This window comes from Tabrizicola soli, from assembly GCF_015999335.1.
GTDB lineage: Bacteria > Pseudomonadota > Alphaproteobacteria > Rhodobacterales > Rhodobacteraceae > Tabrizicola > Tabrizicola soli.
On record NZ_JAEACP010000009.1, the window covers coordinates 21,401 to 45,862 of the forward strand.

General features: G+C 69.3%; 22 protein-coding genes. 11 read left to right on the forward strand and 11 right to left on the reverse strand.

The features are described from left to right. Window positions 1–3 precede the first annotated feature (3 nt). Both I7S92_RS09605 and I7S92_RS09610 read right to left on the reverse strand, forming a co-directional pair. Window positions 4–858, reverse strand: coding sequence for an ABC transporter permease (locus I7S92_RS09605; RefSeq protein WP_197643355.1), 855 nt, complete (start codon window positions 856–858; stop codon window positions 4–6). A gap of 4 nt (window positions 859–862) precedes the next feature. Beyond that, complete coding sequence (locus I7S92_RS09610) at window positions 863–1,819, reverse strand: ABC transporter permease (RefSeq protein WP_197643357.1); 957 nt, start codon at window positions 1,817–1,819, stop codon at window positions 863–865. A 156-nt stretch (window positions 1,820–1,975) separates the two neighbouring features. Between I7S92_RS09610 and hutC the strand changes: the two genes are divergently transcribed. Further along, the gene (gene hutC, locus I7S92_RS09615) at window positions 1,976–2,665 is read left to right on the forward strand and encodes a histidine utilization transcriptional repressor HutC (protein WP_354001319.1); all 690 of its coding nucleotides are present in this window, start codon (window positions 1,976–1,978) and stop codon (window positions 2,663–2,665) included. Window positions 2,666–2,668: 3 nt separating this feature from the next. On the opposite strand, the gene I7S92_RS09620 is transcribed toward hutC, so the two are convergent. From I7S92_RS09620 to I7S92_RS09640, 5 genes are all read right to left on the reverse strand, one after another. Next, on the reverse strand, window positions 2,669–5,101 hold the full coding sequence (locus I7S92_RS09620) for a GcvT family protein (protein ID WP_197643361.1): 2,433 nt from the start codon (window positions 5,099–5,101) through the stop codon (window positions 2,669–2,671). Next, a complete protein-coding gene (locus tag I7S92_RS09625) occupies window positions 5,098–5,979 on the reverse strand; it encodes a choline/ethanolamine kinase family protein (RefSeq protein WP_197643363.1) in 882 nt (293 codons plus the stop codon). Before I7S92_RS09625 ends, I7S92_RS09620 begins: the two co-directional genes overlap by 4 nt. Further along, the gene (locus tag I7S92_RS09630; RefSeq protein WP_197643365.1) at window positions 5,976–7,958 is read right to left on the reverse strand and encodes an ABC transporter permease; all 1,983 of its coding nucleotides are present in this window, start codon (window positions 7,956–7,958) and stop codon (window positions 5,976–5,978) included. The genes I7S92_RS09625 and I7S92_RS09630 overlap by 4 nt, the downstream gene beginning before the upstream one ends. Further along, entirely contained in the window at window positions 7,955–8,974 is a 1,020-nt protein-coding gene (locus I7S92_RS09635; protein WP_197643367.1) for a quaternary amine ABC transporter ATP-binding protein, read from the reverse strand. The genes I7S92_RS09630 and I7S92_RS09635 overlap by 4 nt, the downstream gene beginning before the upstream one ends. A 72-nt stretch (window positions 8,975–9,046) precedes the next feature. Then, a complete protein-coding gene (locus I7S92_RS09640) occupies window positions 9,047–10,015 on the reverse strand; it encodes an ABC transporter substrate-binding protein (protein WP_197643369.1) in 969 nt (322 codons plus the stop codon). 163 nt (window positions 10,016–10,178) lie between these two features. Between I7S92_RS09640 and I7S92_RS09645 the strand changes: the two genes are divergently transcribed. From I7S92_RS09645 to I7S92_RS09690, 10 genes are all read left to right on the forward strand, one after another. Further along, the gene (locus tag I7S92_RS09645) at window positions 10,179–10,934 is read left to right on the forward strand and encodes a DeoR/GlpR family DNA-binding transcription regulator (RefSeq protein WP_197643371.1); all 756 of its coding nucleotides are present in this window, start codon (window positions 10,179–10,181) and stop codon (window positions 10,932–10,934) included. Between the two features lie 140 nt (window positions 10,935–11,074). Continuing rightward, a complete protein-coding gene (locus tag I7S92_RS09650; RefSeq protein ID WP_197643373.1) occupies window positions 11,075–11,956 on the forward strand; it encodes an FAD binding domain-containing protein in 882 nt (293 codons plus the stop codon). Beyond that, the gene (locus I7S92_RS09655; RefSeq protein ID WP_197643375.1) at window positions 11,946–14,687 is read left to right on the forward strand and encodes a molybdopterin-dependent oxidoreductase; all 2,742 of its coding nucleotides are present in this window, start codon (window positions 11,946–11,948) and stop codon (window positions 14,685–14,687) included. Before I7S92_RS09650 ends, I7S92_RS09655 begins: the two co-directional genes overlap by 11 nt. Window position 14,688: 1 nt before the next feature. Further along, a complete protein-coding gene (locus I7S92_RS09660; RefSeq protein WP_197643377.1) occupies window positions 14,689–16,197 on the forward strand; it encodes a 6-hydroxynicotinate reductase in 1,509 nt (502 codons plus the stop codon). Beyond that, a complete protein-coding gene (locus I7S92_RS09665; RefSeq protein ID WP_197643379.1) occupies window positions 16,194–17,090 on the forward strand; it encodes a UPF0280 family protein in 897 nt (298 codons plus the stop codon). Before I7S92_RS09660 ends, I7S92_RS09665 begins: the two co-directional genes overlap by 4 nt. Next, complete coding sequence (locus I7S92_RS09670; protein WP_197643381.1) at window positions 17,050–17,631, forward strand: amino acid synthesis family protein; 582 nt, start codon at window positions 17,050–17,052, stop codon at window positions 17,629–17,631. Before I7S92_RS09665 ends, I7S92_RS09670 begins: the two co-directional genes overlap by 41 nt. Continuing rightward, window positions 17,628–18,212 (forward strand): amino acid synthesis family protein, encoded by a 585-nt coding sequence (locus tag I7S92_RS09675; RefSeq protein WP_197643383.1) that lies wholly within the window; start codon window positions 17,628–17,630, stop codon window positions 18,210–18,212. Before I7S92_RS09670 ends, I7S92_RS09675 begins: the two co-directional genes overlap by 4 nt. A 160-nt stretch (window positions 18,213–18,372) precedes the next feature. After that, window positions 18,373–18,708, forward strand: coding sequence for a ferredoxin FdxA (gene fdxA, locus I7S92_RS09680; protein WP_197643385.1), 336 nt, complete (start codon window positions 18,373–18,375; stop codon window positions 18,706–18,708). Beyond that, complete coding sequence (locus I7S92_RS09685; protein ID WP_386003756.1) at window positions 18,705–19,538, forward strand: ferredoxin--NADP reductase; 834 nt, start codon at window positions 18,705–18,707, stop codon at window positions 19,536–19,538. The genes fdxA and I7S92_RS09685 overlap by 4 nt, the downstream gene beginning before the upstream one ends. 12 nt (window positions 19,539–19,550) lie before the next feature. Continuing rightward, on the forward strand, window positions 19,551–20,573 hold the full coding sequence (locus tag I7S92_RS09690) for a GlxA family transcriptional regulator (RefSeq protein ID WP_197643387.1): 1,023 nt from the start codon (window positions 19,551–19,553) through the stop codon (window positions 20,571–20,573). A 4-nt stretch (window positions 20,574–20,577) separates the two neighbouring features. Here I7S92_RS09690 and I7S92_RS09695 read toward each other — a convergent pair whose 3' ends face one another. The 4 genes from I7S92_RS09695 to I7S92_RS09710 form a co-directional block, all read right to left on the reverse strand. Beyond that, window positions 20,578–21,642, reverse strand: coding sequence for an ABC transporter ATP-binding protein (locus I7S92_RS09695; protein WP_197643390.1), 1,065 nt, complete (start codon window positions 21,640–21,642; stop codon window positions 20,578–20,580). Then, a complete protein-coding gene (locus I7S92_RS09700; RefSeq protein ID WP_197643392.1) occupies window positions 21,639–22,439 on the reverse strand; it encodes an ABC transporter permease in 801 nt (266 codons plus the stop codon). Before I7S92_RS09700 ends, I7S92_RS09695 begins: the two co-directional genes overlap by 4 nt. Before the next feature lies 1 nt (window position 22,440). Continuing rightward, on the reverse strand, window positions 22,441–23,277 hold the full coding sequence (locus I7S92_RS09705; RefSeq protein WP_197643394.1) for an ABC transporter permease: 837 nt from the start codon (window positions 23,275–23,277) through the stop codon (window positions 22,441–22,443). A gap of 63 nt (window positions 23,278–23,340) precedes the next feature. Then, on the reverse strand, window positions 23,341–24,348 hold the full coding sequence (locus I7S92_RS09710) for an ABC transporter substrate-binding protein (protein WP_197643396.1): 1,008 nt from the start codon (window positions 24,346–24,348) through the stop codon (window positions 23,341–23,343). Window positions 24,349–24,462 lie beyond the last annotated feature (114 nt).

Consider the following 24,462-nt stretch of genomic DNA (forward strand, 5'->3'; position numbering starts at 1 on the left):
GCTTCACTCCTTCAGCCCGCTCGACAGGCGCAGCACCCAGTCGACCACCAGATTGACCGCCACCGTCAACAGCGCGATGGCCCCGGCCGGCAGCAGCGGCGCAAGGCCGAAGGTCGCCGTCTGCCAGGTCGAGAAATTGGCGAAGGCGATCAGCTTGGCGCTTTCGCGCACCATCGACCCCCAGTCGGCGGTGGGCGGCTGCAGGCCAAGCCCCAGGAAGGACAGGGCCGAGATGAACAGGAAGACGAAGCAGAAGCGCAGGCCGAATTCCGCGATCAGCGGCGCGGCGGCATTGGGCAGCACCTCGCGCCGGATCAGCCAGAACAGCCCCTCGCCACGCATCCGGGCCACCTCGATGTAATCCATCGTCAGGATCCCCTGCGCCACCGCCCGCGACAGGCGGAACACCCGCGTGCTGTCCAGCACCGCGATCACCAGCACCAGCGCCACCACCGAGGTCCCGGTGATCGTCAGGATCAGCAGCGCGAAGATCAGCGAGGGCACCGCCATCAGCACATCCGCCAGGCGCGAGGCCAGCGTGTCGGCCAGCCCGCCGACGGTCGCCGCCATCAGCCCGGCCGTCGTGCCCAGCAGGAAGGCCAGCACCGTGGTCACCAGCGCGATGCCGACGGTATTGCGCGCGCCCCAGATCATCCGCGACAGCACGTCGCGGCCCAGCATGTCGGTGCCCAGGTAATGCGGTGCCGCCCAGGGGGCATATTGCGCCCCGGCCGCGTCGGCCTCGGGGTAAGGGGCCAGCCAGGGGGCGAACAGCGCCACCAGCGCATAGGCCAGGACAAGCGCCAGCCCGATCAGGGCCGAGGGCGGGGCGGATCGCAGGTGGGTCAGCCAGGGCATCGGGTCATCTCGGGTGCAGCAGGCGCGGGTTCGACAGGATGGCGATCAGGTCGGCCGCGAGGTTCAGCAGGATATAGGTGGCGGCAAAGATCAGGCAGGCCGCCTGCACCACCGGAAAGTCGCGCTTGGCCACGCTGTCCACCAGAAGCTGCCCCAGGCCGGGATAGACGAAGACCACCTCGACCAGCACCACGCCGACGATCAGATAGGCCAGGTTCAGCGCGATGACGTTGACGATCGGGGCCAGCGCATTGGGCAGCGCGTGCACCGCGATCACCCGCCAGCGCCGCATCCCCTTCAGCTGCGCCATCTCGACATAGGGCAGCGCCAGCAGGTTGACGATCGCGGCCCGCGTCATCCGCATCATGTGCGCGGTCACGATCAGCGTCATCGTCAGCGCCGGCAGGAAGGTGGCGTGCAGCCGGTCGGCCAGCGCCATCCCCGGCTCGACGCTGGCAAGGCTGGGGAACCAGCCCAGCTGGACCGCAAAGAGCAGGATCAGGATATAGGCGACGAAATATTCCGGGAAGGAGATCGCCGCCAGCGTGCTGGTGGAGATCAGCCTGTCCAGCAGCGTCTCGCGGTAAAGCGCGGCCACCAGCCCGAGGAACAGCGACAGCGGCACGGCGATCAGCGCGGCATGGCCGGCAAGGAAGAAGGTGTTGAAGGCGCGGTCCGCGATCAGCGCGCCGATCGGGCGCTGGTTGGCCAGCGACATGCCGAAATCGCCGGTCAGCGCCCCCGTCACCCAGTCGAGGTAGCGCACCACGGCGGGCTGGTCGAGTCCCAGCTTCTCGCGCAGGGCGGCCAGCGTTTCCTCGGTCGCGGACTGGCCCAGGATTTCCGTGGCGATGTCGCCGGGCAGCATCTCGACCGCAAGGAAGATGATCGCCGAAACGATCAGCAGCGTCAGCGCCCCCAGCGCCAGACGCCGCAACAGGACCTTCAGTATGGGACTCATGCCCTGCCTTTTTGTCTGGACTTGAAAATCATTATGTCTGATATAATCAGGGACAGAACGGCCTTGTCTACGCAAAACGATTTAGCCGGGATGGCCGATGTTTTAGTTTTTCTGACGGGCTCGACTTCGGCCCGGCCAGGCGGGCAGGATGCTATCGTGACGGCGACCTATCGTGACATCAAGTCGGACATTCTGGGCAAGATCACCCGGGGCGAATGGACGCCGGGCAGCCTGATCCCCGGCGAGCTGGAGCTGGCCGAAACCTACGGCTCGGCCCGCGCCACGGTGAACCGGGCGATGCGCGAACTGGCCGAGGAAGGCATCATCGAGCGCAAGCGCAAGTCCGGCTCGCGCGTGCGGCTGACGCCGCTCCGGCAGGCGCGCTTCGACATCCCCGTGATCCGGCGCGAGATCGAGGAACAGGGCCGCGCCTACCGCTATGCGCTGGTCCGGTCCGAGGTGGTCGAGGCCCCCGAATGGCTGCGCGCGCGGCTGGCGCTTCAGCCCGGCAGCCAGGTGCGGCACCTGGTCTGCCTGCATCTCGCCGACGGCACCCCCTGGCAGCACGAGGACCGCTGGATCAACCTTGCCCTTCTGCCCCAGGCGCTTGCCGCCGATTTCTCGGCCAGCGGCCCGACCGAATGGCTGATGTCGCAGATCCCCTTCTCGGCGGTCGAGATCAGCATCTCCGCCACGGCGGCGGATGCGGCGCTGGCCGCCCATCTGGATTGCGCCGCGGGCGAGCCGCTGCTGATGACGGAACGGTCGACGCGCTGGAACGACCAGATGGTGACCTATGTCCGCCTGGTCCACCGGCCCGGCCACCGGATGACCACCCGCTACTGACCGTCAGGCCCGGATGCGGCTGCCTTCGGGATCATAAAGCGGCTTCAGGACCAGGCTCGCGGGCAGGGTCTCGCCCGCGACGACAAGGGCGTAGCTGCCCGAGGCGAGCCAGTCGTCCGTCACGCCCGCCGGATTGCGCAGATAGCCGTAGCCGATGCTCTGCCCGACGCTATAGCCATATCCGCCCGAGGTGAGATAGCCCACGGGTTCGCCATTCCGCAGGATCGTCTCGCGCCCCACGAGGACGGCCTCGGGATCGCTGGTGAAACCGGCGAGGCGTTTGGCCAGCGGCCTGTCCTGCACGGCCTCCAGCGCGGCGCGGCCCAGGAATGGGGTGCCGGACTTCAGCTTGACGGCCCAGCCCAGCCCGGCCTCGAACGGCGTGTCGTTCGGCGTGATATCGGCGGACCAGGCGCGATAGCCCTTTTCCAGCCGCAGCGATTCCAGCGCGCGATAGCCGACCGGGCGGATATCGGCCCCGCCCGCCGCCATGAGGGCGTCGAAGACGGCGGCGGTATGGGCAAGCGGAGTGTGCAGCTCCCAGCCCAGCTCGCCGACATAGGTCACCCGCAGGGCGCGGACATCGGCCCCGGCGATGGTGATCTCGCGCATATGGCCGAAGGGGAAGGCGGCGTTCGAGACGTCGGCGGCGGTCACCTTCTCCAGCACGCGCCGCGCCATCGGGCCCATGAGCGAAAGCGTGCCCCAATCCTCGGTCACGTCGGTCAGGTTGCAGCCGGTCGCGGGCAGGTGGTCGGCGATCCAGGCCAGGTCATGGGTGCGGAAGCCGGTGCCGGTGACGATGTAGAAACGGTCCTGCGACAGGCGCGCCACGGTCAGGTCCGCCTCGATCCCGCCGCGGGAGTTGAGGAGCTGGCTATAGGTCAGCCGCCCCGGCGCGCGCGCGACGCGGTTGGCGCAGATCCATTCCAGCGCCTCGGCCGCGCCGGGGCCGGAAATCTCGTATTTGGCAAAGGAGGACTGGTCGAAGATCCCGACCTTGTCGCGGACATGGGCGTGCTCCTGCCCCACGGGCCCGAACCAGTTCTGCCGGCCCATCGAATAGACATCCCGCGGCTCCATCCCCTCGGGCGCGAACCAGTTCGGCCGCTCCCAGCCGAGTTTCGAGCCGAAGACCGCCCGATGCTCCTTCAGCCGCTGATAGAGCGGCGAGGTGATGCGGGGACGGCCGCTTTCGTATTCCTCATGCGGGAAGCCGATGGTGTAATGCTTGCCATAGGCCTCCATCGTACGGTCGAAGACCCATTGCCGGTCGCGGTGCAGGCCCGAGAAGCGGCGGATGTCGACGACCCAGAGATCGAGCGGCGCCTCGTCGCGCATGACCCATTCGGCCAGCACCCAGCCCGCCCCCCCGCCCGAGGCGATGCCAAAGGCGTTGAACCCCGCGCCCACATACATGTTGGCGCATTCCGGCGCGGGGCCGAGGATGAAGTTGCCGTCGGGGGTAAAGCTTTCCGCGCCGTTGATCATCTGCTTGACGCCGGTCTTCTCCAGCGCCGGGACGCGGGCGATGGCCTGTTCCAGATGCTGGGCGAAATGGTCGTAATCGTCGTCGAACAGCCGGAACTCCCAGTCCTTCGGAATCTCGCCCTGCACCCAGCCCTGCGGGTTCGGCTCATAGCCTCCCATGACAAGGCCGCCGACCTCCTCCTTGAAATAGGTGCGCCGGTCGGGGTCGCGCAGGGTGGGGGCGTCGGGGGAAAGGCCCTCGATCCTCTCGGTGACGATATACTGGTGCTTCACGGGTTGCAGCGGCACGTTGATCCCCGCCAACGCGCCGATCTCGCGCGCCCACATGCCGCCGCAGTTCACGACCTTCTCGCAGGCGATCGTGCCCCGGTCGGTGTGGACGGCGGTGATGCGACGGCCGTCCATGGCAAAGCCGGCGACGGTGACGCCCTCGTGCAGTTGCGCCCCGTGCATCCGCGCGCCCTTCGCAAGGGAATGGGTGATGTCCGAGGGGCTGGCCTGCCCGTCCGTCGGCAGCCAGCTTGCGCCGACAAGGTCGGAGGTGTCCATCAGCGGCCACATCCGCTTCACCTCCTCGGGCGAGATCAGGTGCATCTCCATCCCGAAGCTGCGGGCGGTGGTGGCAAGGCGGCGGTATTCGGTCCAGCGGTCGGCATTGGTGGCCAGGCGCAGGCAGCCGGTCATCTTCCAGCCGGTATCCAGCCCGGTCTCGGCGGCGAGGCCCTTGTAGAGTTCCACGGAATACTTGAGCACCCGCGTGATCGAGGCCGAGGCGCGCAGCTGGCCGACCAGCCCCGCCGCGTGCCAGGTGGAGCCGGAGGTGATCCTGCCCTGTTCCAGCAGCACCACCTCGGCCTTGTGGTCGCGGGCCAGGTGATAGGCGGTGGAGCAGCCGATGATGCCGCCGCCGATGACGACGATCCGGGCATGGGTGGGAAGGGTCATGTCTGCGTTCCGTGCTGGCTGCGGTAATGGGAAAGCGCCGCCTGAAGGCGGGTCAGGTTCTCGCGGGCATAGGCGTCGTAATCGGCCCCCGGCGCCGAGAGGTGCAGGGCCGAGGTCATGGCCCACATCGCCTCGCGCAGAAGGCTGGCGCATTGCATGGCGTCGAAGGCGCGGCGCAGGGGGCGGTCGGGGGCTGCGCCGAAATAGGTGGCGAGCAGGCGGTCGGTCTCCTCCGGCGTCATCCCCGCGTTCGAGGCGGCCCCGGCAAGGTCGAAGAGGGCGGTGCCGAAGCCCGCATATTCGTAGTCGATCAGCCAGAGCCTTTTGCCATCGTCCAGGAAGTTCGCGGGCAGAAGGTCGTGGTGGCCGAAGACGATCGGCAGCGGGATCTGGGCCTGTTCCAGCTCGGCCGCCAGGGCCAGCAGGGCGGGCAGTTCGGGGGTGAAGGGGCTCTCGCCGGCACGCAGGGTGCGGGCATAGTCGCGGATGACGTGGAAGGGCCAGAACAGGAAGGCCGCGCCTTCGACATGGGCCGGCATCTCGGCATGGAACCGGCGCAGAAGGTCGGCCACGCGCTCGGGGTTGGCGCGCAGGTCCTCGGGCCCCCAGGTGCGGGCGTCCAGGAAGGCAAAGACGCTGACCCCCGGCTCGGCATGCTCGACGGCGGGGCCGAAACCCGCGGCATGGGCGGCGCGGGCGGTCATCACCTCGCGCGCGCGGTCAACATGATGGAAGGGGAAGTCGCGGCCGAAGCGGACGACATGGCTGCCGCGCGCATCGGTGACCTTCCAGCTTTCGTTCGACAACCCGCCGAGCAGGGGTTCGGCGCTGATCCCGCCCGCAAAAGGCAGGCGGCGGAGGCGTTCGGGAAGGGTCATCCGCCGCCCTCCAGCCCAAGCTTCTCGCGCTGCGCCATGGCCGCGGCATGGATCAGCCGGTCGGCGATGATGGCGATGAAGGCGATGGCAAGGCCCGCCACCAGCCCGTTGCCGGGATTGGCCTTGGTCAGCGCGATATAGACCTCCTGCCCCAGGTCGCGGGTGCCGACCAGCGCGGTGATCACCAGCATCGACAGGGCGAACATGATGGTCTGGTTCACGCCCAGCAGGATCTCGGGCAGGGCCAGGCGCAGGCGGATGCGGGTCAGGATCTGCCAGTCGGTGCAGCCCATGGCGCGGCCGGCCTCGATCAGCCTCGGGTCGACGCCCTGCAGGCCGAGGACGGTATAGCGGATGGCGGCGACGACGGCATAGGCCACGACGGCGATCATCGCGGTGAAGTCCCCGACGCGGAACAGCATGACCACGGGCATCAGGTAGACGAAGGAGGGCAGGGTCTGCAGCGTGTCGATCAACGCCCGCGTGACCGTCCAGGCGCGGTCGCGGTTGGCGACGGCGATGGCGACGGGAATCCCGATCAGAAGGGCGAACAGGGTGGAAAGCCCGCAGAGATAGACGGTGATCATCGCCTTCTCCCATTGCCCCGTCGCCGCGATGAGGAAGGCGAGGCCCGCGGTCAGCGCAGCCAGCCGCCACCCGCCCAGCCGCCAGCCGGCAAGGCCGAGCAACGCCACGACGCCCAGCCAGGGCAGCGAGAGGAGGAAGCGTTTCACCGGGACGAGGAGCGTGGTCAGGATCGCGTTCTTCAGCGCCTCCAGCATGTCGAAGAAGGTCACGTTGATCCATTCCACGGCAGCGGCCCAGAACGGGCTGGTGCTCAGCCGGGCGGCCTCGGGATAGGTCTGCACCGCCGGCAGGATCAGGCCCAGCGCCCATGCCACAGCGACCAGGGCCAGGGCGGCGGCCAGATAGGGATGCCGCGCCCCCTGCCGGGGCGGGGCAGAGGCGCGGCGGGCCAGCGCCTGCGACAGCCGGTCCAGCGCGATGGCCAGCGCGACGATGGCCAGCCCCGCCTCCAGCCCCGCGCCGAAGTCCAGGCGGCGCAGCGCGTTCAGCACGTCGAAGCCAAGGCCCCCCGCCCCGATCATCGAGGCGATGATCACCATGTTGAGCGAGAGCATGATGACCTGGTTGACCCCCACCATCAGCGGCTCGCGCGAGGCGGGCACCAGCACGCGCCAGGTCATCTGGCGCGGGGTGCAGCCCACCATGCGGCCAAGGTCGTGGATCTCGGCCGGCACGCGGCGCAGGGCGAGCGTGGTGAGGCGCGTCATCGGCGGCATGGCGTAGATCAGCGTCGCCACGACGGCGGCGGTGGGGCCGAAGCCGAACAGGATCAGGATCGGGACCAGATAGGCAAAGACCGGCATGGTCTGCATGAGGTCGAGAACCGGCTTCAGCGCGCGGTCAAGCCAGGGCAACCGCCAGGCCGCTATCCCGGCCAGAAGCCCCCCCGCCACCCCGATCGGCACCGCGACCACGATCGACGACAGCGTGACCATCGCGCTTTGCCACTGGCCGAAGACCGCGACGAAAGCCATGCAGGCGGTCACGGTCAGGGCCAGCGGCAGGCCCCCCGCGTAAAGGCCGAGCAGCGCGAACAGGCCGACGGCCGCGACCCAGGACAAGGGCGGCCAGAGCTGCACCGCGCTGGAGCCTTCGCCGGAGAGAAGCCCGCTGGACAGCAGCGACAGCACCACGCGGTAGGGCGCGTCGATCAGGGCGGCGATGAACCGGGTGACGTCCGAAAAGGCCAGGGGGCCGATGGCGGCCTCCTTCATCAGCCAGTTGATCGCATTGCCGATCCAGCGGGCGGCGGGGATCTGCCAGGCCTTAGGGTAGTCGAAGGCGAAGGGGGCCAGCCTCTGCCCCCAAAGCCAGAGGATCGCCGTCAGCACCACCGCCACCAGCCACAACGCGCGGGCATGGGACAGGCGGGGGGCGGGCAGCGCGGTCATGCGGTGCCTGCCAGTAGAAGGCGGATCACGTCCTCGCGGTGCAGCGTGCCGACGGGGCGGCCCGTTGCATCGGTGACGGCGAGGGCCCCGGCACCCGAGGCAAGCGCGCCGCCCGCCTCGGCCACGGTGGCGCGGGCCGGAATCGCGGGGGCGCCTTCGGGCGGCGGCGACGCGGACATCAGCGAGGCGACGCGGACCGCCTTGGCCTTGGGCACCGCGCGGGTGAATTCGCGGACGTAATCGGTCGCGGGATGCAGGACCAGTTCCTCGGGCGTGCCGATCTGCTCGATGCGGCCGTCCTTCATGATCGCGATGCGGTCGGCAAGCCGGATCGCCTCGTCGAAATCATGGGTGATGAAGACGATGGTCTTTTGCAGCCGGGATTGCAGGCGGATGAACTCGTCCTGCAACTCGCGCCGGATCAGCGGATCGAGGGCCGAGAAGGGTTCGTCCAGGAACCAGAGCTCCGGCTCGACCGCCAGCGAGCGGGCGATGCCCACCCGCTGCTGCTGGCCGCCGGAAAGCTGGCGCGGGAAACTGGCCTCGCGCCCGGCAAGGCCGACCAGCGCCACCATCTCGCGCGCGCGGGCGTCGCGGGTGGCGCGCGGGACGCCCTGCACCTCCAGCGGGAAGGCCACGTTCTCCAGCACGGTCAGGTGCGGCAGCAGCGCGAAATGCTGGAACACCATGCCCATCTTGTGGCGGCGGATGGCGATCATCTCCGCCTCGGTCGCGGCCAGCAGGTTCCGGCCGTTGAACAGGATCTCGCCCGACGTGGGTTCCACCAGCCGCGACAGGCAGCGGACCAGTGTCGACTTGCCCGAGCCGGACAGGCCCATGATCACGAAGATCTCCCCGGCGCGGACCGCCAGGTTCACGTCGCGGACCGCCGGGATCAGGCCCGCGGCGAGGAGCTTGCCGGCGTCGGGGCCGATGCGTGCAAGGCTGTCCTCGGCGCGCGCGCCGAAGACCTTCCAGACGTTGCGGCAGACAAGTTTGGGGGCTGCGTCGGTCATGCGGCGTCCGGTCGGGGCGCTGGAGGATCGGGGGCGACAGCGCCGCCCCCCATGGCGGATCAGGGGGGCGGCTTACCTGGCGATCCAGCCGCTCCACCGGGCCTCGTTCGCGGCCATCCAGTCGGCGACGACGGCCTCGACGGTCTTGCCGTTCAGGTCCACCTCGGTGATCATCTGGCCCATCTCGGCATTGTCGATGGTGAAGGCCTGGATCGCCTTGTGCGCCCCCGGCCACTTGTCCTTGAGCCCGGCCCAGCCGACCTTCCAGATGTCGCCGAAGGGCTTGCCGCAGTCATAGGCCATGTCGGGATTCACGCCCGCCGCCGGATCGGTATAACATTCCGCCGAATAGGTCGGGAACTCGACCCATTCGCCCTCGTATTTCGCGGGGGCCCAGTGCGGGGCGTAGATCCACAGAAGTACCGGCGCCTTGCGCTGATAGGCGCTTTCCAGCTCGGCAAAGAGGGCGGCGTCGGTCCCGGCGTGGATCACCTCGAAGGGAAGGTCCAGCGCCTCGACCCGCTCCTCGTCGAAGCCGCCCCAGGTCACCGGGCCGCCAAGGTAACGCCCCTTGGGCGCGGTTTCGGCGGTCGAGAAGGCCTCGGCGCAGGCCGGGTCCTTCAGGGCCTCCCAGTTCGGCAGGCCGGGGCAAAGCTCCTTCATGTAGGCGGGATACCACCATTCCTCCTTGGCCTGCAGCCCGTTCGGGCCCAGGTTCTCGACATTGCCGGTGGCGAGCGAGGCATCCATCGCGTCGCGCCCGGTGGTTTCCCAGATCTCCATCGCAAGGTGGAGATCGCCCGACTCGAGGCCGGTGAACTGCGCAAGATAGTCGGCCTGCACATATTCGACGCTGTAGCCCGCCTTCTTCAGCACCTCCCCCATGAGCTGGGTGGTGATGAGCTGGCCGGTCCAGTCATGCAGGGTCAGCCGGATCGGATCCGACGATTCCTGCGCGGCGGCGCCGAGGGTGGTGGAGCAGGCGATCAGGGCGGAAAGGGCAAGCGGGCGAAGACCGGAAAGGAACAGGCGGCGTGGCATGGGAAACCTCCGGGTCTGGGATGGCTGATGGGGAAAGGGTGGAAGCCGGGAGGAGGGCCTGTCAAATGGAATCTGGGTGGTCGTGGAATTTTCCTGACCGTATATCTGGATCTCGGCATTGAAACGGGCAATATCCGGTAAGGATACGGTCAAGGGGGCGCGGATGGCATCGCGGCGGCAGGCAGAGATCCTGGCATTGCTGGATGGGCGCGGCGTGCTTCCCGTGGCCGAGCTGGCGGCGCATCTGGCCGTGTCGCCCGAGACGGCGCGGCGCGAGATCCGGGCGCTGGTCGATGCCGGCGCGGTGGTGCGCAGCCACGGGGCGGTGGGGCTGGCCGGACAGACCGGCGAGGCGCCGTTCGAACGGCGGATGCGCGAGAATGCGGCGGCCAAGCGGGTGATCGCCCGGGCGGTGGCCGCAGGGATCGCCGACGGCGCCTCGGTGATGCTGGATACCGGCACGACGACCAGCTTCCTTGCGCGCGAGTTGCTGAAGCATCGCCGGCTGACGGTGGTGACCAATTCCTCGGACATCGCGCGGACCCTGGCCACGGTGAACGGCAACCGGGTGTTCATGGCGGGGGGCGAATTGCGCGGCGATTCCGGGGCGGCGCTGGGGGCCTCGGCGCTGGAATTCGTGGCGCGGTTCTCGGTCGAACATGCGGTGATCTCGGCCGGCGCGGTGGATGCCGAGGGGATCATGGACTTCGACCTGCAAGAGGCCGAGTTCGCCCGCGTGGTGCTGGGCTGCGGCGCGCGGCGGGTCGTGGTGACGGATGCGACGAAGTTCGGCCGCCGGGGCGTCATCCGGGTCGCCCCGCTGTCCCGGGTCGATCTCCTCGTTACGGATGCGCCGCCGCCCCCGGCCCTGGCGCGGGCGCTGGCGGCGGCGGGGGCACGGGTCGAGGTGATCCGGTAGCCCGGCCCGGCCTCCGGCAACAGCGGACCCCGAGGCTGGACGCCCGAACTGATCGAGATGCGACTTTCGACCCGGCACGCGCTTCGACTGCGATTCCGGTGATTGACTTGGCCGGATTTCGCAATATCATTCGTATACAAATGACAAGCGCCGCATGGGAGGGGCTCTTGGCGTATCTCGTTCCCGACTCGCTTCCGGAGGCCCTGACCCTGCTGCGCGACCGGCGGCCCGAGGTCGTGGCTGGCTGCACCGATGTGCTTCCCGCGCGGCGGCAGGGCCAGCGCAGCGGCGACATCCTCGACGTGACCCGCCTGCCCGCCCTGCGCGGGATCGCGCGCGAGCCGCGGGGCTGGCGCATCGGGGCCGCGACCACCTGGGCCGAGATCGCTGCGGCCCCCCTGCCCCCGGCCTTCGCCGCGCTGCAAGAGGCGGCGGTCGAGGTCGGCGCGGTCCAGATCCAGAACGCGGGCACCGTCGCCGGCAATATCTGCAACGCCTCGCCCGCCGCCGACGGGGTGCCGCCGCTCCTGGCTCTGCGGGCCGAGGTCGAGCTCGCCTCGCACGCCGGGACCCGGCGCCTCCCGCTGGAAGAGTTCATCACCGGCGTCCGCCGCACCGCCCGCGCCGCGGACGAGCTGGTCACCGCCCTGCACCTGCCCCACCCGGCCCCGGGCGAAGGCGGGGCCTTCGTCAAACTGGGCACGCGCTCATCGCTGGTGATCTCGATTGCCATGGTCGCGGCGGTGGTTCACATCGACCAAGACCGCATCGCCGAGGCGCGCGTGGCCGTCGGGGCCTGTTCGCCGGTGGCACGGCGCCTGCCCGCGTGGGAATCCGCGCTTCAGGGCCGCAGGCTGGACGAACTGGCCGGGCTGAAACCCGACCCCTTCCATCTGTCGGTGCTCTCGCCGATCGACGACATTCGCGCGACGGCGGCCTACCGGATCGAGGCGGTGCGCGAACTCTGCCAGCGCGCACTGGTGCGGGCGGCAAATGCAGCAGGAGGCGCGGATGGACGGTGAGCATGGCCTGGGGGCGACCCGGTTCATCCTGAACGGCGCGGCGGTCGCGGTCAGCGCCCCCGCCGGCGAGCGCCTGTCGGACACGCTGCGCGAGCGGCTGGGGGCGCGCGACGTCAAGATCGGCTGCAACGCGGGCGATTGCGGGGCCTGCTCGGTCCTGATCGACGGGCAGGTGGTCTGCTCCTGCCTGACGCCCACGCACAAGGCCGAAGGCCGCCGGATCGAGACGGTCGGCGGGCTGGTGGCCTCTGACCCGGTGGCGCAGGCGCTGGCCGGGCGCTTCCAGGACCACGGCGCGGCGCAATGCGGCTTCTGCACGCCGGGCATGGTCACCGCCTCGGTCGCGCTGTTGCGCGAGGAGCCGCAGCCGGACGAGGCGGCGATCACCCGCGCGCTCGGCGGCGTCCTCTGCCGTTGCACCGGCTATCGCAAGATCATCGACGCGGTGGCCTCGGTTCCCGCCGCGCTGGCCGAAGCGGATGCGCCGGGCCATGCGGGCGCGGCGATCCGGCGGCTGGACGGGGCGCAGAAACTGGCCGGGACCGAGGCCTTCGGCGACGACGTGGCCCCGCCCGGCACGCTGGAGATCCTGGTCATCCGCTCGCCCTTCCCGCGCGCGGCCTTCGCCTTCGGCGACCTCGAGGCCTGGCGCGCCGGGCAGGACGGCATCGCGGCGGTGCTGACGGCCGCCGATGTGCCGGGACGCAACGTCTTCGGCGTGATCCCGGCCTTTGCCGACCAGCCCGCCTTTGCCGAGGGCACCGCCCGCTTCCGCGGCGAGGCGGTGGCGGCCGTCGTCGGCACCCAGGCCACGATCCGCGCCTTCGATCCGGCCGGCTTCCCGGTCACCTGGACAGAACTGCCCGCGGTCGAGGTCCCCGCAACAGCCGAGGCACCGGGCGCCCCCCTCCTGCACGAGGGCCGAGCAGGCAACCTGATGTGCAAGGGCTTCGTCGCCTGCGGCGATGCCGGGGCGGCGCTGGCAGCGGCCGATGTGACGGTCGAGGGACGCTTCGCCAGCGGTTTCGTCGAGCACGCCTATATCGAGCCCGAGGCAGGCTTCGCCCAGGTCGTCGACGGCAGGGTGGAAATCCACGCCTGCACCCAGGCCCCGGTCATGGACCTCGAGTCGATGGAGATCCTCCTCGGCATGGACCGCTCGCGCATCCGCATCGTCCCGACGGCGGTGGGCGGCGGGTTCGGCTCCAAGCTCGACATCTCGCTCCAGCCCTATCTGGCGCTCGGGGCGCTCAAGACCGGGCGGCCGGTGCGGATGGCCTACAGCCGCACGGAATCGATGCAGTCGACGACCAAGCGCCACCCCTCCGACATCCGGCTGCGGCTGGGGGCGACGCGGGACGGCATCCTCAAAGGCTGCGACTTCCGGGGCACCTTCAACACCGGCGCCTATGCCTCATGGGGCCCGACGGTGGCGAACCGGGTGCCGGTCCATGCCTCCGGCCCCTACCGGATCGCCGATTACCGGGCCGAGGCGCGGGCGATCCACACCAACTGCCCGCCCTCCGGGGCCTTTCGCGGCTTCGGCGTGCCGCAGGCCGCCATCGCGCTGGAGTCGCTGCTGGACGAACTGGCCGCGAAACTGGGGATCGACCCGTTGGAGCTGCGGCTGAAGAACGCGCTGACGAACGGCGCGCCCACCGTCTGCGGCCAGGTCTTCCCGCAGGGCGTCGGCATCCGCGCCTGCCTGGAGGCGCTGCGCCCGGCCTGGGAAACCGAACGCGCGGCGGCGGCGGCGTTCAACCGCGACACGGACGGGCCCCTGCGCCGGGGCGTCGGCCTCGCCTCGGGCTGGTATGGCTGCGGCAATACCTCGCTGCCGAACCCCTCGACGATCAAGGCCGGGATCCGGGCCGACGGGACCATCGTCCTGCATCAGGGCGCGATGGACATCGGCCAGGGCGCGAATACGGTGATCACCCAGCTTTTCGCCACGGCGCTGGGGGTTCCGGTCGCCTCCGTCACGCTGATCGGCCCCGATACCGACCTGACGCCCGATGCCGGCAAGACCTCCGCCTCGCGCCAGACCTTCGTCTCGGGCAATGCCGCCCGGCTTTGCGGCGAGGCGCTCCGGGCCGAAGTACTGCGCGCGGCCAACGTCTCCGGGGCGGCGGCGCTGTCGGTCACGGCGGGCGCGATCACCGTGGACGACGGCGCCAGCCGCCACCGCCTCGCGCTGGACCAGCTTGCCGCCGATGGCGACGGCTTCGTCCTTGCCGCCAGCGGCCATTACGACCCGCCGACCAAACCGCTCGACGCCAATGGCCAGGGCGAACCCTATGCCCAGTTCGGCTATGCCGCGCAGCTGGTGGTGGCCGAGGTGGACACCTCCCTCGGCACCGTCTGCCTCAAGCGCATCGTCGCCGCGCATGACGTCGGCCTCGCGGTCAACCCGATGCTGGTCGAGGGCCAGATCCAGGGCGGCGTCGCCCAGGGCATCGGCATGGCCCTGATGGAGGAATACATCCCCGGCCGCACCGAGAACCTGCACGACTACCTGATCCCGACCATCGGGGACGTTCCGCCCATCGAACCGATCATCATCGAGGAAGCCGACGCCCACGGCCCCTTCGGCGCCAAGGGGCTGGGCGAGCACGTCCTGATCCCGACCGCGCCCGCGATCCTGAACGCCATCTCCCACGCTGCCGGGGTGCGCATGACCAGCGTTCCGGTGACCCCCGCGAAACTCGCCGCCGCATTGGCAGGAGACTGACATGACCGACAAAGCCGACCGCCCCGCCGACCGGACAGCCGACAAGATCCGCTGCGACGCCTGCCCGGTGCTGTGCTACATCGCCGAGGGCCGGGCCGGGGCCTGCGACCGCTACGCCAACCACGGCGGCACGCTGGTCCGGCTGGATCCGCTGACCATCATCGAAAGCGCCGCCAGCCACGGCGTGAAGGCGGTGCCCTTCCTCAAGGGCAGCCAGGGCACCGACTGGGACGGCGATCTGGTGCAGGGCGGACGGCCCTTCATCACCGCGGTCGGCGCGGGCACCACCTATCCCGACTACAAGCCCGCCCCCTTCATCGTCAGCCAGAATGTCGAGGGCGTGGACATGGTCACCGTGGTGACCGAAGGCATCTTCAGCTACTGCGGCGTCAAGGTGAAGATCGACACCGACCGTTTCATCGGCCACGAGCGCGCCGTGGTTCGGGTCGATGGCGAACCCATCGGCCATGTGATGACCTCGGAATACGGCTCGAAGATGCTGTCGCTGGGCGGGGTCGAGCATCTGACCGGCGGCGGCAAGAAGGAAGGCCGCGTCACCTGCGACGCGCTGCTGCGGCTGTGCAACCGCGAAGCCGTCGAGATGACGGTGGACGAGGGCGCCACCGTCATCGTGCAGGCCGGCCGGGCGCCGGTGATCAACGGCGCCGAGGAAAAGCTGATGCGGGTCGGCTGCGGCTCGGCCACCATCGGCATGTTCGCCAAGCAATGGGCGCAGCATGTCGACGAGGTGGTGGTGGTGGACGACCACATCACCGGCGTCCTGTCCGAACACCAGGCCGGCAAGCTTCTGAACGTGCCGCCCAGCGGCATCCGCGTGAAGGGCCGCCGCTCGACGCCGGGGCGCTATTTCCAGGTCGCCGAACCCGGCACCGGCTGGGGCGGCACCGATATCGAGGACCCGCTCACCATCCTGAAGGAGCCCGACCCCGAGACCGCCTGGGAGGGCCTGCGCCTTCTCATGGTCTCGACCACCGGCGAACAATCCGCCTATTACGAGCTGGACGCCGCGCTGAACCCGGTCCCGAAGCCTCTCCCGCCCGACCTGCGCAGCTCGGTCGACCTGATCGCCGAGAATTGCGAGCCTTCGCTCTGCTCGGTGCTGTTCATGGCCGGCGCGGGCGGCTCGCTACGCGCGGGCGTGACGCAGAACCCGGTGCGGCTGACGCGCTCGGTCAAGGATTCGCTCACCTATGTCTCCTGCGGCGGGGCCGGGGCCTATGTCTGGCCCGGCGGCGGGATCACGGTGATGGTGGACGTGACCGAAATGCCCAGCAATTCCTTCGGCTATGTCCCCACCCCCGCGCTGGTGGCGCCGATCGAATTCACCATGCGCCTTTCGGATTACATCGCGCTTGGCGGCCATGCCGATCAGGTGCGCCCCATCGAAGGCGTCGTCAGCGACAAGGTGCGCCGGGTCGGGCCGGGCGGGGCGCAGGACGATCCGATGGCGCGGCACCACTTCCGCTGGCCGGCGGACAGCCAGGCATGACGGGGCCGGCGGCCGCGCTGCTTCCGGGCGACCGGCTGCACCTGCAGCACGGGCCCATCGACCTGATCATCGGGGCCGATGGCCTGGCGCGGGCGCAGGCCTTCGCCGCCGCCGCCGCCCGCTTCGACGGGCTGCTTCAGGAACTGGTGGCCGAACTGCCGCTCCTGCGCGCCGGGGTGACCGCCGGCCTGCCCGCCCCGCAAGGCCCGGTCGCGCGCCGGATGCATCGCGCCGTGCGCCCCCATGCCGATGTCTTCATCACCTGCATGGCCGCCGTGGCCGGCGCCGTCGCCGACGAGATCCTGTCCGCGATGACCGCTGCCGCGCCGCTTTCCCGCGCCTATGTGAACAACGGCGGCGACATCGCCCTCCACCTTGCCGCAGGGAGCAGCTTCACCAGCGCGATGGCCGGGTTGGACGGGCGCGACCTCGGCCGCATCCTGGTTTCCGCCGGGGCCGGGATCGGCGGCATCGCCACCAGCGGCGCGGGTGGGCGCAGCTTCTCGCTGGGCATCGCCGACAGCGTCACCGTCCTCGCGCGCTCGGCGGCCGAGGCCGACGCGGCGGCGACGATGATCGCCAATGCCGTCGACCTGCCCCGCCATCCCGGCATCCGCCGCACCCGCGCCTGCGACCTGCAGCCCGACAGCGACCTCGGCACGCGCCCGGTGGTGACCGGGGTGCCGCCGCTTTCGCCCGATGACGTCGCACGGGCGCTGGACGCGGGGGCGGCCCGCGCGCAAGACTTGCTGACACGGGGCCTGATCGCGGGGGTGGCGCTGTTCCTGCAGGGCCAGACCCGGCTGGCCGGGACGGGTTTCACGGGATTGATCCAGAAGGACGAGGTGGCACATGCCCAAGGTCGAGGTGCGCAAGCGGCTGCTTGTGCTTGAGGAAATCTTTCACGAGGGCGGCCCGCCCCGCAGCGATCCGCACCGGCGCGGCGCCGTGCTCGCCGTGATCCGCAACCCCTTCGCCGGGCGCTACGAGCCCGAGATCCAGGGCTTCATGGACGACCTCCGCCCCCTCGGGCTGGAGATGGCGCAGCAGCTTGCGGCGGCGCTCGGCGGCGCGGACAGGATCGAGGGCTACGGCAAGGCCTCGCTCGTCGGCGCGGCGGGAGAGCTGGAACACGGCGCGCTCTGGCATGCCCCCGGCGGCTATGCCATGCGCGAGGTGCTGAACGGGGCCAAGGCCATCGTGCCCTCGGCCAAGAAGGTCGGCGGCGCGGGCGCGCGGATCGACGTGCCGATCACCCATGTCAACGCCTCCTACGTCCGCAGCCATTTCGATTCGATCGAGGTCGGCCTGAACGACGCCCCGCGCGCCGACGAGATGGTGGTGATCCTGGCGATGACCACCGGCCCCCGCGTCCATTCCCGCTCCGGCGGGCTGGAGGCCTCGCAGATCAAGGGAGAGGACGGTCTGAGATGAAGGCAAGGATTCGCAAGCTGGGCGTCTGGGTCGAGGAAACGCATGAGGAAGCCGGACGCGCCATTGATCCCCCCACCCGCAAGGCCGTCGCGGCGGCGGTGATCGAGAACCCCTTCGCCGGGCGCTATGTCGAGGATCTGACCGACCTGATGGATATCGGCGAGGAGCTGGGCGCGCTTCTGGGCGAGAAATGCGTGGCGGCGCTGGGGATCCGGCCCGATCGGGCGGAAAGCTACGGCAAGGCGGCGCTGGTCGGCGAAAACGGCGAGCTGGAACATGCCGCCGCCCTCCTGCACCCGAAACTGGGCGCCCCCCTGCGCAAGGCGGTGGAGAAGGGCGCGGCCCTGGTCCCCTCGTCGAAAAAGCGCGGCGGCATGGGACAGGACCTGGGCATTCCGCTGGGCCACAAGGACGCGGCCTTCGTGCGCTCGCATTTCGACGGCGTCGAGATCCGCTTCAACGACGCCCCCCGCGCCAACGAGATCGTCGTCGCCGTCGCCGTGACCGACAGCGGCCGCCCGTTGCCGAGGGTGGGCGGGCTGAAGGTCGGGGAAATCACCGGCAAGGACGGATTGCGCTAGACCGGACCGCCAGGCGATAGCACCTCGCCCCCTCGGGCGGGGTGCGTTCCGCTGCGCAGGTCCGGCCGCGCATGTGGTGGAATTTTCAGAACTATTTCTTTGATGTTGACAAGGCCCGCCGCACCCTATTATCGTTCGTATACAAATGAATGAGGGCGCCATGACCTATGTCGTCACCGAAGGCTGCATCGCCTGCAAATACACCGATTGCGTCGAGGTCTGTCCGGTGGATTGCTTCTACGCGGGCGAGAACATGCTGGTGATCCACCCCGACGAATGTATCGACTGCGGCGTGTGCGAGCCGGAATGTCCGGTGGACGCCATCCTTCCCGACACGGCGCCCGGGGTCGCGCCCTGGCTCACGCTCAACGCCGAGCTGGCGGAGGTCTGGCCCAACATCCGCGAAAGGATCGCGCCGCTGCCGGACCACGAAGCCTGGGCCGGGCAGCAGGGCAAGCTCGCTTCCCTGTCGCGCAACCCCGCCGCCCCGCAATGAGACCGGAGACCATGATGCAGGATCAGGCCACCCTTCAAGCAGCTGCCGGGACGCATATCCCCGCCGGCGTCTATGCCGAAACCGTGACCGAGGTGCAGCACTACACCGACCGGCTGTTCCGCTTCCGCATCACCCGTCCCGGCGCCTTCCGCTTCCGCTCGGGCGAGTTCGTGATGATCGGCCTGCCCAACGCCGAGCGCCCGGTCTACCGCGCCTATTCCATCGCCAGCCCCTCCTGGGACGAAGAGATCGAATTCTACTCGATCAAGGTCCCCGACGGCCCGCTCACCGAGCACCTGCAGAAGATCCGGCCCGGCGACACCCTGCTGATGCGCAAGAAGCCCACCGGCACGCTGGTGCTGGACGCGCTTCTGCCGGGCAAACGGGTCTACATGTTCTCGACCGGCACCGGGATCGCCCCCTTCGCCTCGCTGATCCGCGACCCCGAGACCTATGAGAAATTCGACGAGGTGATTTTGACCCACACCTGCCGCGAGATCGCCGAACTGGCCTATGGGCAGGAACTGGTGAAGAACCTCATGGAGGATCCGCTGGTCGGCGACCTGGCGCGGGGCCGGCTGCGCCACTATCCCACGGTCACCCGCGACCCCTTCCCAGTCATGGGCCGGATCACCGACCTCATGGCATCGGGCCGATTGTTCGCCGATCTGGGCGTGCCGCCGATCGCGCCCGGCGAGGACCGCGGCATGATCTGCGGCTCGATGGCGATGCTGCGCGACACCAGGGACATGCTGGAAGGCTACGGCCTGGTCGAAGGGTCGAACGCGCAGCCCGGCAGTTTCGTGGTGGAACGCGCCTTCGTCGACTGATCGGTCCGCGCCATGGCCCCCTTTGACCAGCCGGACCGCAGGGACCATGCCGCCGCCGGGAAGCGGCCGGCCTCCCCGCGCGCCAGCCACCGCACGGCCGAGATCGTCTTCCTCCTGGTCGACAACTTCTCGCATCTGGCCTTTTCCTGCGCCATCGAACCCCTGCGGATCGCCAACCGGGTCTCGGGGCAGACGCTGTTCCGCTGGTCGCTGGCCAGCGCCGACGGGGTTTCGGCGGTCTGCTCCAACCGTTCGGTCACGCTGGTCGACCGGGGGCTGGAGCCCCTGCGCCATGTCGACCGCCTGCTGGTCATCTCGGGCGACGAGGTGCAGGACCGCGCCACGCCCGAAATCCTGGCCTATCTCCGCCGGGAACGGGCTGCCGGCACGCCGATCGGGGCGATCTGCTCCGGGGCCTATCTCCTGGCCAGCGCCGGCTTCCTGAAGGATCAGGCGGCGGCGATCCACTGGGAATACCACGATGTCGTCGCCGAGCTCTTTCCCGACGTCCGGCTGGTGCGCGGGGTCTTCGTGGCCGACCAGAAGTTCATCACCGCCGCAGGAGGGACGGCGGCGGCGGATCTGATGCTGCACCTGATCGCCGCCGAGCACGGCCCCGCGCTTGCCACCGCCGTCGCCGACCGGATGGTCTACAACGCCGTCCGCGAAGCCACGGCCGAGCAGCGGGTTTCCCTGCAGGCGCGCCACGGGATGCGCAACGAATCCCTGATGCGCGCGGTGGAACTGGCGCAGGAAAACCTCGAGGATCCGGTCTCCCCGCGCGAGATCGCGCGGGCCCTCGGCCTCTCGACCCGCCAGATCGAGCGGCTGTTCCAGCGCCATCTCGGAACCTCGCCGAAACGCTTCATCATGCAGACGCGGCTGACCCGGGCCAGGAACCTCCTGGTGCAGACCGACCTGTCGATAACCGAGGTCGCGGTCGCCTGCGGTTTCAAGACCCCCTCGACCTTCTCCAAGGTCTACCGCGCGCATTTCCAGGTCTCGCCCGGCGCGCAGCGCACGACGCTGCGCTAGCAGATCACAGGAACAGGTGGCTTTCGCCCGGCGCCCAGCCCAGCTGCGCGCTCGCACCGGGGGAAAGCCCGGCGATCTCCTCGGCCCCGGCCCGCATCCAGATCTCCTGCCCCCAATCGGTGCGGAACTGCACCGTTGAGGTATCGCCCAGGAAGGTCACGTCCAGCACCCGCACCGGAAGCCCCGTCGCCGCCAGCCGCAGCGACTGCGGGCGAACCATGACCTGCGCCGCCGTGGCCCCGCCGCCGGGGGCCGAGCGGTGCACCGGCAGGTCGGCCATCGCCGTGCCATCGGGAAACACGACCCGGCCGCGATCGCCGGAAACCGCCACTTCGGCGGTGTCGAGGAAATTGGAATCGCCGATGAACCCGGCGACGAAGCGGGTGGCCGGATTGTGATACAGGTCGCGCCCGCTGCCGACCTGCTCGATCCTTCCCCGGTTGAACACCGCGATGCGGTCCGACAGGCGCAGCGCCTCCTCCTGGTCATGGGTCACATAGAGGATCGTCACCCCGGTCTCGCGGTGGATGCGGCGGATCTCGATCTGGATCTCCTCGCGCAGCTTCTTGTCCAGCGCGGACAAGGGCTCGTCCATCAGCAGCACCGGCGGATCATAGGCCAGGGCGCGCGCCAGCGCGACGCGCTGTTGCTGGCCGCCGGACAGGTTGCCCGGCATCCGGTCGGCGAAGGCCTCCAGCTGCACCAGCGCCAGCATCTGGCTCACCCGCGCCGCGATCTCCGGCTCGGCCTGCCCGCGCACCCGCAGCGGGAAGGCGACGTTCTCGCGCACGTTCAGATGCGGGAACAGCGTATACCTCTGGAACACCATCCCGATATTGCGCCTGTGCGAGGGCGTCGCCAGGATCGAGGCACCCTTCAGCAGGATATCGCCCGAGGTCGGCTCGTTGAACCCCGCCAAGGCGTAAAGCGTGGTCGACTTGCCCGATCCCGACGGGCCGAGGAAGGTCAGGAACTCCCCCTCGGGGATCTCCAGCGAGACATCGTCGACCGCGACGAAGCTGCCATAGGTCTGCCGCAGGCCGCGGATGGAAAGGAAGGCCGGGGTCATCTGGAAATCCGTCTCCTCAGAAGGGCTGCCGCGGCCATCACCAGCAGGGTGAAGGCGACAAGGATGGTGGAGGCCGCCGCGATCACCGGCGACAGGTCCTGCCGCAGCGCACCCCAGATGCGCACCGGCAGGGTCTGCAGGTCGGGGCTGGCCATGAAGATCGCCACCACCACCTCGTCCCAGGAAATCAGGAAGGCGAAGACGGCGGCCGAGAACAGGCCGATCCGGATCGCCGGAAGCGTGATCTTCAGCTTGGCCTGCAGGGGCGAGGCCCCGCACAGGACCGCCGCATCCTCGATCGACTTGTCGAACCCCTCCAGCGAGTTGACGATCGGGATCACCGCGAAGGGAAAGGCCAGCACCGTATGCGCCAGCACGAAGCCGACAAGGGTGCCGTTCAGGCCCACGCGCAGGAACAGCGCATAGATCGCCACCGCGAAGACGATCACCGGCAGGACCATCGGCGTCAGGAACAGCGCCTTCAGCAGACCCCGCCCCCGGAACCGGCCGCGCACCAGCGCGAAACTCGCCATCAGCCCCAGAAGCACCGCCAGCGCCGCCGACAGGAGGCCCACCTTGGCACTGGTCAGCGCCGCCTCTAGCCAGCGCGGATCGGCCGCCAGTTCGCGGTACCAGCGCAGCGTCCAGGAGGGCGGCGGGAACACCAGCCATTGCGACGACCCGAAGGACAGCGCCGCGATGAAGACGATGGGCACCAGGAGGAACAGGCAGACCAGGATCGTGACCGCCCAGAGCGCCACGCCAAGCCCGCCCAGATGACGGTAGGTCAGCAGCATCTCAGCGCATCCCCCCGAAAAAGCGGATCTGCACCGCATACAGCGCCAGCGTCACCGTCAGCAGGATGAAGGCCGCCGCCGATCCCAGCCCCCAGTTCAACAGCGACTGCACCAGCTGCGCGATCATCTCGGCCAGCATCATCTGCGAGGCGCTGCCCAGAAGGGCGGGCGTGACGAAATAGCCCAGCGACATGACAAAGACCATCAATCCCCCCGCCGCCGCCCCCGGCGCCGACAGCGGCAGAAGCACCCGCCGGAACGCCTGCCAGCGCCCCGCGCCGCACAGCGCCGCCGCCTGCAAGGTGGTCGGGTCGATGGCGCGGATGCTGGCGTAGAGCGGCAGGATGATGAAGGGCAGCATGATATAGGTCATCCCGATGGTGACCCCGGTCAGGTTCTTGACCAGCGCCAGCGGCTCGGAGATCAGGCCAAGCTTCATCAGCGTGGTGTTGATCACCCCCGTCCGCTGCAACAGCACCATCCAGGCATAGGTGCGCGCCAGCAGGTTGGTCCACATCGACACCAGGATGATGGCCAGCACCAGGTTCGCATACCGCTGCGGCATGATCGCCAGCAGCCAGGCCACCGGATAGCCCAGCAGCAGCGAGACCGCCGTGACCACGAAGGCCACCAGGAACGTGTTGTACAGCACCCGCGCATAGGTCGAGGTCGCGAACAGCTCGGCATAGTTCTGCAGCCCCGGCTCCGGCTCCAGGATCGAGCGCAGCAGCAGGCTGACCACCGGGATCACGAAGAACAGCGCCAGAAGCACGAGGGCAGGGACAGCCGGGCCGAAGCCCCGCCACTGCCGCCTTGGAACAGATGCGTTTGCGGCCATGCGACTCACCGTAAGGGGGTGAAGGTGCCGGCGCGCCCCTGCGGCCCGCCGGCAGGATGCGGCTTACTGGGCCTGCCAGTCGTACCAGCGTTTCGCGATCTCGTCGCGGTGCTCGGCCCAATAGGCCATGTCCAGGTCGATCTGGCTGTCGACATGGGCGTCCGGCAGCTCGGCCACCACGGCCGGGTCCATCTCGGCCTTCGAATTCACGTTGATCGGCGCATAGCCGGTGGCCGTGGCCAGGCTGGCCTGCCCCGAGGCAGAGGTCGCCTCGGCCAGGAACTTCATCGCCGCTTCCTTGTTCTTCGCGCCCTTCGGCACCACGAGGACATCGGCGGCGGTCAGGTTCTGCGCCCAGGACACGCCGACATTGCCGCCTTCCTGCTGGATGGCAAAGACGCGGCCATTCCAGAAACTGCCGATCGGCGCCTCGCCCGAGGCGAGCAGCTGCTGCGATTCCGCGCCGCCGCCCCACCAGATGATCTCGGACTTGATCGTGTCCAGCTTGGCGAAGGCCCGGTCGAGGTCCAGCGGATACAGCGCATCCGCCGCCACGCCATCGGCCAGAAGCGCTGCCTCCAGCACGCCGGGCGCGGACCACTTGTAGAAGCTGCGCTTGCCCGGAAACTTCGCGGTATCGAACACGTCGGCCCAGCTTGCCGGCTCGCCCGAAAGCGCGTCCTTGTTGTAGCCGATCACGAAGGAATAATAGAAGCTGCCCACCGCGTGGTCGGTGACGAAACGCGGGTCGATCGCGGCGCGGTCCACCACGCCGAAGTCGATCGGCTCCAGCAGGCCCATCTGCGCGGCGGCGATGGCGAAGTCGTATTCGACATCCACCACGTCCCAGTCGACATTGCCGCTGTCGACCATCGCCTTCAGCTTGCCATAGTCGGTCGGCCCGTCCTGCCGCACGTTGATGCCGGTCTTCTCGGTGAAGGGCGCCGCCCAGGACGCGGCCTGCGCGTCCTGCGTGGTGCCGCCCCAGCTGGTGAACACCATGTCCTGCGCCGAGGCCGTCAGGGCCATGCCGCCGACAAGGGCCGTTGCTGTCGCAAGTGTCTTGAACATCGTTTTCCTCCCCTATTGTTTCGGTCCGGGACCGTTCCTGTCATCCGCCGCCGGGGTCCCGCCCCCGTCCCCGGCCTGTCCTCCATCGCGCCAAATTCGTTTGCTTACGAATGA

Coding starts and splice junctions, on each gene's coding strand:
- I7S92_RS09605 (WP_197643355.1), bottom strand. CDS start 858: ATGCCCTGGCTGACCCACCTGCGATCCGCCCCGCCCTCGGCCCTGATC.
- I7S92_RS09610 (WP_197643357.1), bottom strand. CDS start 1,819: ATGAGTCCCATACTGAAGGTCCTGTTGCGGCGTCTGGCGCTGGGGGCG.
- I7S92_RS09620 (WP_197643361.1), bottom strand. CDS start 5,101: ATGACCCTTCCCACCCATGCCCGGATCGTCGTCATCGGCGGCGGCATC.
- I7S92_RS09625 (WP_197643363.1), bottom strand. CDS start 5,979: ATGACCCTTCCCGAACGCCTCCGCCGCCTGCCTTTTGCGGGCGGGATC.
- I7S92_RS09630 (WP_197643365.1), bottom strand. CDS start 7,958: ATGACCGCGCTGCCCGCCCCCCGCCTGTCCCATGCCCGCGCGTTGTGG.
- I7S92_RS09635 (WP_197643367.1), bottom strand. CDS start 8,974: ATGACCGACGCAGCCCCCAAACTTGTCTGCCGCAACGTCTGGAAGGTC.
- I7S92_RS09640 (WP_197643369.1), bottom strand. CDS start 10,015: ATGCCACGCCGCCTGTTCCTTTCCGGTCTTCGCCCGCTTGCCCTTTCC.
- I7S92_RS09645 (WP_197643371.1), top strand. CDS start 10,179: ATGGCATCGCGGCGGCAGGCAGAGATCCTGGCATTGCTGGATGGGCGC.
- I7S92_RS09650 (WP_197643373.1), top strand. CDS start 11,075: ATGACAAGCGCCGCATGGGAGGGGCTCTTGGCGTATCTCGTTCCCGAC.
- I7S92_RS09655 (WP_197643375.1), top strand. CDS start 11,946: ATGGACGGTGAGCATGGCCTGGGGGCGACCCGGTTCATCCTGAACGGC.
- I7S92_RS09660 (WP_197643377.1), top strand. CDS start 14,689: ATGACCGACAAAGCCGACCGCCCCGCCGACCGGACAGCCGACAAGATC.
- I7S92_RS09665 (WP_197643379.1), top strand. CDS start 16,194: ATGACGGGGCCGGCGGCCGCGCTGCTTCCGGGCGACCGGCTGCACCTG.
- I7S92_RS09670 (WP_197643381.1), top strand. CDS start 17,050: ATGCCCAAGGTCGAGGTGCGCAAGCGGCTGCTTGTGCTTGAGGAAATC.
- I7S92_RS09675 (WP_197643383.1), top strand. CDS start 17,628: ATGAAGGCAAGGATTCGCAAGCTGGGCGTCTGGGTCGAGGAAACGCAT.
- fdxA (WP_197643385.1), top strand. CDS start 18,373: ATGACCTATGTCGTCACCGAAGGCTGCATCGCCTGCAAATACACCGAT.
- I7S92_RS09685 (WP_386003756.1), top strand. CDS start 18,705: ATGAGACCGGAGACCATGATGCAGGATCAGGCCACCCTTCAAGCAGCT.
- I7S92_RS09690 (WP_197643387.1), top strand. CDS start 19,551: ATGGCCCCCTTTGACCAGCCGGACCGCAGGGACCATGCCGCCGCCGGG.
- I7S92_RS09695 (WP_197643390.1), bottom strand. CDS start 21,642: ATGACCCCGGCCTTCCTTTCCATCCGCGGCCTGCGGCAGACCTATGGC.
- I7S92_RS09700 (WP_197643392.1), bottom strand. CDS start 22,439: ATGCTGCTGACCTACCGTCATCTGGGCGGGCTTGGCGTGGCGCTCTGG.
- I7S92_RS09705 (WP_197643394.1), bottom strand. CDS start 23,277: ATGGCCGCAAACGCATCTGTTCCAAGGCGGCAGTGGCGGGGCTTCGGC.
- I7S92_RS09710 (WP_197643396.1), bottom strand. CDS start 24,348: ATGTTCAAGACACTTGCGACAGCAACGGCCCTTGTCGGCGGCATGGCC.